The following is an 11,550-nucleotide window of genomic DNA, read 5'->3' on the forward strand; positions in this document are numbered from 1 at the left end:
GAGCCGCCGCCGGCCCGCTCCGACGGTCGGGGCGACGCTCAAGCACTCCGTGTGTCGAGCCCGCTGGCGAGTACGGCGACGATGGCCAGCCCGCCGACCGCGGCGGAGGCGAGATAGGCCGTGGTCGGACTGATCGCGAAGACGGGAAGCCAGATGATCGCGCCCAGCGCGTGACCCCCGAATCGAAGCGACAGGGTGAACGACAGCGCGCCGGCACGGTTGTCGGGGGCAGCAACCGAGGCGAGCGATTGGAAGCTGACTACCACGGACTGCGTCGCGGCGCCGGTGACGAACCACAAGATCGCCAGCGACCATGTCGACTGTGCGGCGGGGAGCAGCGCCACGAGTCCCGAGCAGACAGCGATCGCGATGGTGGCCGCTTGTCTCCCGCCCAAACGGTCAAGCATGATCCCCCACGATGGAGCCGCCAACATGCCGGCCAATCCTCCGCCGAACAAGAGCCAGCCGACCTGTGAACCCGTCAATCCGATGACATCCCGGCCACTCAAACCGACCAGGACCCTTGCCCCGACGGGCCCAAGAGCACTCAGTAGCGCTGTGATCGCTAGCAAGAGCGTCGGGCGGCGAATCAGGGAACGCAAGCGAGGCGGTGAGCTCGCGGCCTGATGCGAGCCTGATGCGCCGACGTGAGGGGTGCTCGGCAGCAGCAACGCAATGGCCGCACCGATGACTGCCGTCGCCACGAAGGCCAGGCGCCAATTGAGGTCGGCGCCGTAGCCGCCCACAACCGGGGCGGCCAGCTGACCGAGCGCTTGACATGCTGCGTACCGGCCGACGATCCGGCCCACGCGATCCGCTGGTGCCGTCTCGGTCAGCGTCGCCAGCAACAGCGGCGTGATGAACGCGTTCATCGAGCCTTGGCCCACACGGGCCACAAGAAACCACAGGTACGAGGGCGCCACGGCGCACGCAGCGGTCGCTAACGCGTAGAGCGCAACGGCAGGGCGCAAGATCCGGGCACGGCCCCAGCGGTCGGCAATCGTGCCCGACACCAGCAAGAGTCCCGCGAACGGCAGGAGATAGCACCACAACGCCCACCCGATCTGACTCGTCGTGACCGAGAAGGTCGAGCGCAACTCGGGGATCATCGGCAGCATCACGAAGGTGCCGAGCGGCCCCATCATGCCGCCGAGGTAGAGGAGCACCCGGCGCCACTGCCCACCCGCGAACCGTCCATTCATAAGCGCTCGCACGCTAGTTCTGCGCCAGAGCCACAGCCCGCTCGGAGCAGATTGCCGGCGGCATCCGGCGGCATCCGGCGGGCTCTGCGGCTCCGCGCACCTCGCGCCTAGCATCGCCGCCACGCCGTCACGGCGTCTCGGCGACGGTCTGCCTGCAGTGGGAGGGTTGCAGGCGAGCCCGGCGAGACCCTGGCAGCACAAACCGACCGGCAACCGGCCGGGAACCGACAGGGGGCAGGCATGGCTGCAGAAGTAACGATCACCTCGGGGCGACTGGGAGGCGCCGACGACCAGGGCGTCCACGCCTACAAGGGCATTCCCTATGCGGCGCCTCCGGTGGGCGACCTGCGCTTCCGGCCGCCGGTCGCGCCAGCCGGCTGGGACGGCGTACGCGACGCCTCGGCCTTCGGCCCAGTGGCGCTGCAGCAGTCGATGCCCGGCATCTTCGGTGAGCTCGGCACGCCGCCGAATCCCGCCGGCGACGACTGCCTGCGGCTGAACGTCTGGACGCCGGACCCCACTGCAGGCGGCATGCCGGTGCTGGTGTGGATCCACGGCGGCGCCTTCTACGCCGGCAGCGGCGTGGACGACGTGTACAACGGTGCAGCGTTTGCCCGCGATGGCGTCGTCTGCGTGACGATCAACTACCGCCTCGGCGTTCAGGGCTACTGGAACCTCGCCGGCCACTTCGGTGAACTGGCCGCTTCGGGCAACGTCGGCATGCTCGACCAGATCGCTGCGCTGGAGTGGGTACAAGACAACATCGGCGCGTTCGGCGGCGATCCCGGCAAGGTCACCATTGCCGGTGAGTCTGCGGGCGGCATGAGCTGCTCGACGCTGATGGCGATGCCCGCGGCGAAGGGCCTGTTCCGGGCTGCCATCCCCCAGAGCGGCGCCGCTCACAACGGCCTCAGCGCCGACACCACCTCGCTGATCGGCAGCTACGTGCTGGACGCGGTCGGCATCACGCCGGGCGACACAGCTGCGCTGGCGGCGGTCAGCAACGACGACCTGCTCGCCGCGCAGATCGCGATCACCGACGATCTGAGCGCGACACGCGACCCGGAGAGGTACCGCGAGGCAGCGGCGGTGCCGATGGCCTTCCAGCCCGTCTACTTCACCGAGGAATTGCCGCAGCGGCCGATCGACGCGATCGCTGCCGGCTCGGCCAAGGATGTCTCGGTCATGGTCGGCTCGACCAAGGAAGAGGCGCTGATCTTCGTGGTCGACCTCAAGGAGATGTTCAACGAAGAACTCGTGCAAGCCACCGTGGGAGCGGTCTTCGGAATGGCTGGCAAGGACGGCGATGCGGCTCTGCAGCTGTACAGCGACAACCGGCCCGGCGCCGCTCCGCACGAGCTGGCAGCGGCCGTCGAGACCGACCGCATGTTCACCGTGCCGGCCATCCGCATGGCCGACGCCCAAGCCGCACACAACTCCGACCTGTGGACGTACCGGTTCGACTGGGACAACCCTGAGCGCGACGGCGAATGGGGCGCACACCACTTCATCGAGGTGCCGTTCGCATTCGACCAGACCGACAACGACATGGGCCGCGGCTTCGTCGGCAACAACCCTCCCGCCGACTTGATTGCGGCCACGCACGACGCATGGGTCCGGTTCGCAACCGACGGCAACCCCAACCACAGCGGCCTGCCCGATTGGCCGCGCTGGGATGCGAGCACACGCCCGACGATGCTCTTCGACGACGACTGCCAGATTGTCAACAGCCCCGCCGCCACGGAGATCAGCCTCTGGGACGGCGTGATCTAACAGCTCGCAACACACAAGCGCCGGCCGGCCACCGGCCACAGGTCAGTGCATGGATTGCAACGTACGCAATGCATGGATTGCAATTGTTCTGTTGCGTTGTTTGTAAGTGCTCACGTGTTCGCATCGTGCGGACGTGCCGTTCGCTTCCGTCCGTAGAATCAAGCTCTGCTGAGGCCTTCGAATCCGGCAGGAATCAGGACCTCCAGATTCGGTGGGCCTCCGTTCTGCGCCCGGAGTCCTTCGACTCCGCTCACCTCTGGTGAGCTTGCAACCCAACGCTGCGTCGGCGCCGTCTCCTTGCGAGGATCACCATGGCTGCATCCCCTCATCTCGTTGCGCGCGCAGACCTGCGCAATGTGGCCATCATCGCTCACGTCGACCACGGAAAGACCACCCTCGTCGACGCCATGCTGTGGCAGTCAGGGGCCTTTCGCGCCAACGAGACGGTTGCCGAGCGGGTCATGGACTCGATGGACCTCGAACGCGAAAAGGGCATCACGATCCTGGCCAAGAACACCGCTGTGCGCTACGTGCGCGACAGCGGTGAGAAGACGAAGATCAACATCGTCGACACGCCGGGCCACTCCGACTTCGGCGGCGAGGTGGAACGCGCCCTTACGATGGTGGACGGCGTCCTGCTGCTGGTCGACTCCAGTGAGGGCCCGCTGCCGCAGACGCGCTTCGTCCTGCGCAAGGCACTGGAGCTGCAGCTGCCTGTCGTGCTGGTGATCAACAAGATCGACCGGTCCGACGCCCGCATCGCTGATGTCGTCGACGAGGTGTACGAGCTGTTCTTGGACCTCGACGCGACCGACGACCAGATCGACTTCCCGATCGTCTACACCAACGCCCGTCAAGGCACAGCGACGCTCGACCTCGGCCAGCCAGGCACCGATCTGCGCCCGATGTTCGAGACGCTGCTCGAGACCGTGCCCGCTCCGTTGCACGACCCCGAGCATTCGCTTCAGGCGTGGGTCACCAACCTCGACTCCAGTCCGTACGTGGGGCGCATCGCGATGTGCCGGGTCATGCACGGCACCATCAAGCGAGGCCAGAGCGTGGCGTGGTGCCGCACTGACGGCACGACCACCACAGCCAAGGTCAACGAGCTGTATGTCACCGAAAGCCTCGATCGAGTGGAGGCCGACGAGGCCGGCGCCGGCGAGATCATCGCCATCTCGGGCATCGAGGACATCACGATCGGCGACACGCTCGCCGATCCGACCAACCCCGAGCCGTTGCCCCTCATCACCGTGGACGAGCCGAGTCTGTCCATCACGATCGGCATCAACACCTCCCCGATGGCAGGTCTCGACGGCGACAAGGTCACCGCCCGCCTCATTAAGAACCGCCTCGACGCCGAGCTGGTCGGCAACGTGTCGGTACGGGTGCTAGGCACCGAGCGGTCCGACACTTGGGAAGTCCAGGGGCGAGGCGAGCTTCAGTTGGCAGTGCTGGTGGAGATCATGCGCCGCGAAGGCTTCGAGATGACCGTGGGCAAGCCCAAGGTGGTGACCCGCACCATCGACGGAAAGCTCCACGAGCCCACCGAGCGCGTCACCATCGACATCCCCGAGAGCTTCGTCGGGGCGGTTACCCAGCTACTGGGCGAGCGCAAGGCCGACATGGTCGCCATGTCCAACCACGGCACCGGATGGGTTCGGCTGGACTACATCGTGGCGGCACGCGGCCTCATCGGCTTCCGCACCGAATTCCTGACAGAGACGCGGGGCACCGGCCTCATGGCCAACGTGTTCGAGGGCTACACATCGTGGCTCGGCGAGCTTCGCACCCGTCACTCGGGATCGATCGTCGCAGACCGCAAAGGCTCAGTCACCGGATACGCCGTGGCTGCTGTGCAAGAACGGGCATCGCTGTTCGTGGCACCCGGTGACGAGGTCTACGAGGGCATGGTCATCGGCGAGAACCCACGCACCGAGGACATGGACGTCAACATCTGCCGCGAGAAGAAGCAGACCAACGTCCGCGCCGCTGCCTCCGACGACACCGTTCGCTTAACGCCGCCCCGTGTCCTGTCGCTCGAGCAAGCGCTGGAATTCATCGGCGACGACGAATGCGTCGAGGTCACTCCGAACGCCATCCGCATCCGCAAGACGGTCATCGACGCCACCGCCCGCGGCCGCGCCCGCAAGCGCCTCCAGCGGACGCCCGTCTGAGCTCGCCTCGCCCACAAATTGTTGGCCAATCACTCCACATACTGTTGGCTAGTTGTCACCCGCCGGCGTGGTCCCTACTTTCTTGATCTGGGTTGTAAGCGTCAGCCAGCCGTGAGATGTTGGCGTCAGCGTCGGCGCTCGGAGTTGAGGGGATCCTGAGTCCCAGATAGAAGAGGATGTTCCCTCTTACTTCGGCCAGCCGCTGAGCGGGCAGCCGTCCTCTCCAGCGGGATGGCGCAAGGTCGGACTTTTCCAGTGGCTGCAACGCTGCCACCCGAATCCAGCTCGTCTTGTTCATGCCGGCCTCGCCGCTCTGCAACTGGACGCAGAACGCCGTTGTTGACTTGGCCGAACTGGATATCGGACAGCCCATGACGACGGGCCAATGCTGCTGGTCGTTTCCGATGTCATTGAGGACAACGAATGGCCGTGATGCGTGAAAGCTCCGATCACCCTCAGGCAGCATGCGAATCAGGTCGTCGTCGATGTCGTAGACATCGCCCAGTCGGATGTGCGACACCTCAGTCAGCCAGCAACCTGCGATTGGCTCGGGCCCGGTTGCCGCGAAACACTCCGACGATCTCGGCTGCGTCCGGGGCACCCAAGGAGCTGGCATCAACCAGGGGCATGGCAACGAGATCGGGCCGATCAGCCAGTGCGGACATGACGGCATCAACGTCGGCCGCATCGGTTCGCCCCACCTGCATGTCCAGCACAACGCCTCTTTCTCCAGATCGCTGAGCTTCGACCATCGGAGCAGTCTGGTATGCCAAGTCCGTCAACGCGCCAGCAGTCCTACGGCCGTGGTCGTCGAGCACGGCTTCGAGATGCGCCAAGAATGCACCAGCCCGAGCCGAAATCTCCGAAGAAGCACTGCCTGAACTCAAAACCGCTTCCTCTACATCTGCTGAGAGATAACTAGTGCTGCGCTTGATCGATCTGTCGGCGACGAGCCGGTCCTCGACCCTGCGCAGCGATTGGCAGTAGGGCCCGTAGTGCCACCAGCGCCACAAGATGCCCGAGCGGGCCTGCCCATCCGATGCGACCGATCTGAAGTCCGCCAGATACAGCAACTTGACCACCATGGTGCGCGTCATGCGCAACCGTCGGCCGTCTGCGGACTCCAGCAGGGCCCGTATCGAGACGCTCGCACGATTCTCATCGGTAGCGAGCAGCACCACATCGCCAGTGTATGCAGCATGTTCCGTTCCGGACGTCAGGTCCGAGCAAGCAAGGCCGCCAATCGCTCTGGCGTAGCCGTCCTGAGCTTCTGCACGATCACCATGTCGCGTCGCGGTCATGGACTCTCCTCCTCTGGCAGCGACTCGAACGTACGCCGGGGGTGTGACGGTCATGCTGTTCGGGTCAGTGGTTCGGGCCTGGGTCTGACTCGGGGTGTGACGGGCCTGGTGCCTTGTTGCTGATCTGTCGGCTTGGTGCCCGGGCTGCTGGCCCCACTCAAACAAGTCAGGAGCCTTGGAGACCACCTTGACCGTCGTGTCCGCCGTCCCGGCCGGCGGTGCCTAGCTCACTACTGGCAAGAAAGGCAGGGTTGAATCATGGCTGATCAGCCGGTCGGCGTCTACGGGGGCGTCGACACTCACAAGGAGGTCCACGTCGCTGCGGCGGCCGACCAGGCGGGCCGGGTGCTTGCCACGGCGTCGTTCGGGGCGGACCCGGCGGGGTATCGCCGGCTCGCAGAGTGGCTGGGGTCGTTCGGGCCGCTGGTGCGGGTCGGCGTGGAGGGCACCGGCTCCTATGGGGCGGGCCTGTGCCGGCGCTTGTCGGGTGCCGGTGTCGAGGTGGTCGAGGTGGTTCGGCCGGACCGCCAGATGCGGCGTCGCCGCGGCAAGTCCGACACCGTCGACGCTGAGGCTGCTGCGCGGGCTGGGTTGAGCGATGAGCGGACATCTGCGCCCAAGGGCGGCGACGGCACGGTGGAGTCGATCCGCCAGATCCGGGTCGCGTTGTGCTCGACACGGGATCATCTCACTCGCATCTCCAACCAGGTCCGGGACCTGGTCCTCACCGCCCCCGAGCAGCTGCGCAGCGAGCTCGACCCGCTCACCACAGCCCAAAGAGTGCATCGCTGCGCCAGGTTCCGCCCCGGCGACGTCGCCGACCCTGCCCAGGCCGCCAAACTGGCTCTGCGCACCCTGGCCCGCCAATACAAGTCCCTCGACGCCGATCTCGACGAGCTGCGAGAACACCTCGACCGCCTCACCGCCGCTGCGGGCCCAGCGCTGCGAGCCGCCAAAGGCATCGGCCCCGACGTCGCGTCGATCCTGCTCGTAGCGGCCGGCGACAACCCCGACCGGCTCACAAACGAAGCAGCATTCGCCGCCTTGTGCGGCGCCAGCCCGGTCGAGGCGTCCTCAGGGCGAACCGTCCGCCACCGCCTCAACCAAGGAGGCAACCGCCAAGCCAACCACGCCCTGTGGCGCATCGCCATGGTCCGCCTAGCGACCTGCGAACGCACCCGCGCCTACGCCGCTCGACGACAGGCCGAGGGCAAAAGCCGACGCGAGATCATCCGATGCCTCAAGCGCTACATCGCCCGCGAAGTCTTCGCCCTGCTCACCAAACCCCAACCCGCCCCCGCCGCACAGAACCTGCGAGCCCTGCGCCACACCACCGGACACAGCCTCGCCCACGCCGCCGAACAGCTCGGCACCTGGCCCGCCACCATCAGCGCCATCGAACGCGGACACGCACCACACCACCGGCTCCTGCCCGCCTACCGCGACTGGCTCAACAACCACCAAACCGCCGCTTGACGAACCATAGGAGCATCAATCATGCGGGTTGCGCAACTGGTGCCCTTCTCGGTTCGCCGGTCAGCGATGAGTCGTCCAGCGCTCGACAATGACGTCAGCGAGCAGACCGAGGGCTAGATGCTGGGGTTGGCGGGGATGGCCATCTCCAGGCGCGGGACCAAGTCGATGTTGTGGAAGTTCTGGAGTCGCTCGATCGTCTCCGCGTAGCGCTCCCGCTTTCTGGCCTCGCGCTCGGGGGCACGCTCGGCGAACTCGGGCATGACTTCCCGGGCGAACAGCTCCATCGACTCGCAGATGTCCTCGTGGCGCTTGCGCTGTTTGCTCCGGCCTCGCTCCGAAATCTCGATTCGCTCTAGCTCGCAGCGAAGTATGAGCGGCTCCAATATCTACACACCGCTTGTGCAATGATGGTGCGGTTCGAAGTCGACAATTCAAGTTCGCGTACGCGATAGCTGAGACAGCTAAGGCTGCGCGACTAGTGGATGGCTGATGGGCATGAGAGGTCTGTTCAGACGAAAGAACCGGCGCGCGGCACCACCCGAACAGGCACACGCTCCGTCCCGGCCAAGACCCGCAGCACCACCCGAGCGAGAAGCGGTCCGCAGTCCGTCAACGCGGCCGCGGGTAGTGCCAGCCCCCGACATAGAGCGACAAACACCGACCTCCGAAGATTCGCGCACGTCGAAGAAGGCAACCCTTGTTCGGCCTCAGCGGGGAATCGCTACCTGGGTGCCCGCCGACGCCGTGTTCGAGGTAGATGGACGCGAGATCCCGGGTGGCATGGTGTATATCGGGAGCCGCGCAAGGGCTGCCGGTTTCGAGATCACCGAGCCGTGTCTCATCGACCGCTCCCTGCGAGTCGGCTGGAGACGGCCGGATTGGTCTGGTTCAACCATGGATTACTGGCCGTCCTTTGACACGAGCGCGCCCGAGGCGCGCGGTGCCTACCTGAATTGGCTTATGGGGAACAGACGCGAACCATCGGCCTACATCGGGTATGTGTTCCTGTTCTTCTACGGTCTCGAGCGCCGACTTCTTATAGATCTCGCCAAGGGTGCCAATGACTCCGAAGTTGACAGCCTCGTAGCCGAGGTCCAGCGGCTCCTTGGCATCTATGGCGGCAACCGCTCCTTCCGCGGTTACGCGACCAGCTTCCTCGACTTGATCTCAGCGGTCAGATCCCTGGAGGGCGACGTGGAGCCGGTGCCGTGGGATCCCGATCTTCGAGGCTGGGAACTACCAAGCGCCCTTCGCCTTGGACTAGGTCGACTCGCTGCAGACGGAACCCCACTACCTGTCGATTGGGCATTGAGCTATCTGCGATACCACCCGGAGAATGGCCTCCGGACGGCGGCCCAACGATGTGAGTCTCACTTCGACGAGCTATTCCGCATCCGATATCGGGAGCGATACCCCAACGGCATCAAGATGCGTCCGCCAGCCCGCAGGATCAGCTTCTCCTACTACCCGGCGTCGGCAGGGTTCGGGGGCACCGTTTCAGCTCAGTCCGATGTGCCCGATGTCACATCCGTGGTTGGCCCGCTCAACAAGCTGAAGGATCTTGGCGCGGAATGCACGGACGAACTGGACGCGTTAAGCCGTTTTCTTGGGCGGCGGCCGGAAGAGTCTGCGACTGCATCCGCGGTGTCGTTGCTTCCCGAGGTATTGCTCGCGACCCACGGCGGTCCCCTCGTCGAGAGAATGAAGGTTTGGGTCTCGTCAGCACTTGCAGAGGCCTCATTCGCGTCTGTGTCGTTGGATGAGCTCGTACAACAGTGGTCGCCGGGCCCCGAGGAAAAGCTTGCAAAGCGGGACGCAGCATCGCTGGCGTCTCTGCTCGCAAAGCTTGGCGTTGGTCTTGAGCCCGACGTTCGATTCGGAGCATCGACACCAAAGCCTGGCTCGACGGTCGTGCTGTTCCCCCTGTCGGAAGATTCTTCTGCAGCACCTTCAACGGCGTACACAGCTGCAGTGTCACTCGTGCACCTCGCTGCATTGGTCGCGGCCGCCGACGGCACAATCAGCCCCTCAGAGCAACACCACCTAGCCCTGATTATTCACGAGAATGCTGTTGATCGTATTTTCGGTGTGGGTTGCGCCCGGTTTGGTGGTGTGGGGCTGTCGGGGTGTCGGCGGGAGCGTCTCAGAGGGGTCGATGGCCTTGGTGTTGGTGCTCGGGCGGGTGTCGGGTGGGTGTGGGGGCGTGGCGGGGCTGTCCCGCCGGGGCAGGCGTCGAGCAGAGCAGGTCGGCTGGGGAGTCAGCGGGGGTGGGCGATGGCGAGGAGTGCTTTGGCGCCGGGGTGCTGTTGGGGCAGCCGCAAGAGGGCGCGCCGTGCGCTGTGGCACACCAGGGCGGGCAGGTGCCATAGCTGCCAGCGGAGCCGTTTGGGGGCTGCTCGGCGCAGCGCGCCGGTGAGGCATGCGTTCTGGAACCAGCCCACGAGCGCGAGACCGATCATGGACATGGCGGCCCAGGCGCTGTTCGCGTGCCAGTCTGTGAACGGCATGCGCGTCAGGCCGCTGTCTTTGAGCCGGCGTACGGCGTTCTCGACGTCGGCGTGTGAGCGCATCAGCTGGTCCAGTTGCACGGCGCTGCGGGGCTGGTCGGTGAGGAATCCCCAGTAGCGGAAGTTGTCGCTGGGGAACAGGGTGCGCTGCGCTCCGGGGTGGCGCGGCTCGCGGCGCACCACCAGCCGTGTGCGCTGCGGCCACCCCGACAGGTCCGCGAGGTCGGTGAGGTCCGCGACCTGAGCGGCGCGTCGCTTGCGCTGGCCGGGCCGCTTCGGGGCGTTGTGCCAGCGGTCCGGGTCGCCCAGCCCGGCGCGGATGGCTGCTTCTATGCCGCGATTCGACCGCGCCGACACCGCGTAGCCGATGTTGCGGTCACGCAGCTTCGCGGCGAGTGCGGGCGAGCATCCCGCAGCGTCGACGCGCACCACCAGCGCACGCCCCACGAGACTGTCGTCGTCGCCTTCGCGGTGGCCTGCGGCGTCGGGCTCGGGCAGCGTCGCCACCGCGGCGTCGATCACTTCGAGGTGATCGGCGATGTCGTTCGCTGCGGCGTTGCCGGGCCGCTGCTTTATCCACAGCGGCTCCCCGTCCGCGGTGGAGCACACCATCGGATGGAACCCGAACCCGCCCTTGTAATGGGGCGCAGCGCCCGCCTTGTTCTCCGAGTGGACCTCCAACAATGTCGAGTCGACATCGACCACCAGCGGGCCGCTGCGGTCACGGTCGGCCCACAACCGCTCGCGCACCACTGCGGCCGCGCCCAACAGCGCCGCCGGGCCGCTCGCGCCCAGGCCCGTGATCGTGCGGTACAGCGTCGAGTCCGACGCCACGTCGCCGAACAGCTCCCGCTGAGCGCGCAGATACTCGATATCGGTGCACGCCTCACCGCCGGCGGCCAGCATCAACAATCCATGGACCAGCACCTCGCCACGGTCATGAACCGGGGCCCGCTCGCCCCGTGGGGGCACCGCGGCCGACAGCGCCTCGGTCAGCCCGACACGGTCCGCGAAACCGCCCAAAGCGAACAGCCCCGCACCCCACACCACCCGGTCCCCGCCGCCTGCCAGACACGCGTTTGTGACACTGCTAGGTTTCACCTCGGAGATGCCC

7 protein-coding genes and 2 pseudogenes are annotated in these 11,550 nt (G+C 66.2%); 4 read left to right on the plus strand and 5 right to left on the minus strand.

Going from position 1 to position 11,550, the window contains the following annotated elements; genetic code table 11:
* Positions 1 to 38: 38 nt before the first annotated feature.
* Complete coding sequence (locus ACOQPH_RS12820) at positions 39 to 1,202, minus strand: MFS transporter (RefSeq protein WP_420621773.1); 1,164 nt, start codon at positions 1,200 to 1,202, stop codon at positions 39 to 41.
* Between the two features lie 240 nt (positions 1,203 to 1,442).
* On the opposite strand from ACOQPH_RS12820, the gene ACOQPH_RS12825 reads away from it, so the two are divergent.
* Both ACOQPH_RS12825 and typA read left to right on the plus strand, forming a co-directional pair.
* Entirely contained in the window at positions 1,443 to 2,975 is a 1,533-nt protein-coding gene (locus ACOQPH_RS12825) for a carboxylesterase/lipase family protein (protein ID WP_420621774.1), read from the plus strand.
* Between the two features lie 311 nt (positions 2,976 to 3,286).
* Positions 3,287 to 5,152: a translational GTPase TypA gene (gene typA / locus ACOQPH_RS12830; RefSeq protein ID WP_420621775.1), complete on the plus strand. Its 1,866-nt coding sequence runs from the start codon at positions 3,287 to 3,289 to the stop codon at positions 5,150 to 5,152.
* A 55-nt stretch (positions 5,153 to 5,207) separates the two neighbouring features.
* Here typA and ACOQPH_RS12835 read toward each other — a convergent pair whose 3' ends face one another.
* Positions 5,208 to 5,672: a type II toxin-antitoxin system PemK/MazF family toxin gene (locus tag ACOQPH_RS12835; RefSeq protein WP_420621776.1), complete on the minus strand. Its 465-nt coding sequence runs from the start codon at positions 5,670 to 5,672 to the stop codon at positions 5,208 to 5,210.
* Between the two features lies 1 nt (position 5,673).
* A complete protein-coding gene (locus ACOQPH_RS12840; protein ID WP_420621777.1) occupies positions 5,674 to 6,333 on the minus strand; it encodes a hypothetical protein in 660 nt (219 codons plus the stop codon).
* Between the two features lie 378 nt (positions 6,334 to 6,711).
* Between ACOQPH_RS12840 and ACOQPH_RS12845 the strand changes: the two are divergent.
* A pseudogene (locus tag ACOQPH_RS12845) lies at positions 6,712 to 7,749 on the plus strand (IS110 family transposase); the annotation flags it as partial.
* Between the two features lie 293 nt (positions 7,750 to 8,042).
* On the opposite strand, the gene ACOQPH_RS12850 reads toward ACOQPH_RS12845, so the two are convergent.
* A complete protein-coding gene (locus ACOQPH_RS12850; protein ID WP_420621778.1) occupies positions 8,043 to 8,312 on the minus strand; it encodes a hypothetical protein in 270 nt (89 codons plus the stop codon).
* Between the two features lie 397 nt (positions 8,313 to 8,709).
* Here ACOQPH_RS12850 and ACOQPH_RS12855 point away from each other — a divergent pair.
* Positions 8,710 to 9,225 (plus strand): annotated as a pseudogene (locus tag ACOQPH_RS12855) (TerB N-terminal domain-containing protein); the annotation flags it as partial.
* A gap of 962 nt (positions 9,226 to 10,187) precedes the next feature.
* Here ACOQPH_RS12855 and ACOQPH_RS12860 read toward each other — a convergent pair.
* Complete coding sequence (locus ACOQPH_RS12860) at positions 10,188 to 11,537, minus strand: IS1380 family transposase (protein WP_420621095.1); 1,350 nt, start codon at positions 11,535 to 11,537, stop codon at positions 10,188 to 10,190.
* Positions 11,538 to 11,550: the final 13 nt, after the last annotated feature.

Source organism: Candidatus Poriferisodalis sp. (assembly GCF_965221945.1).
Classification (GTDB): Bacteria; Actinomycetota; Acidimicrobiia; order Acidimicrobiales; family Poriferisodalaceae; genus Poriferisodalis.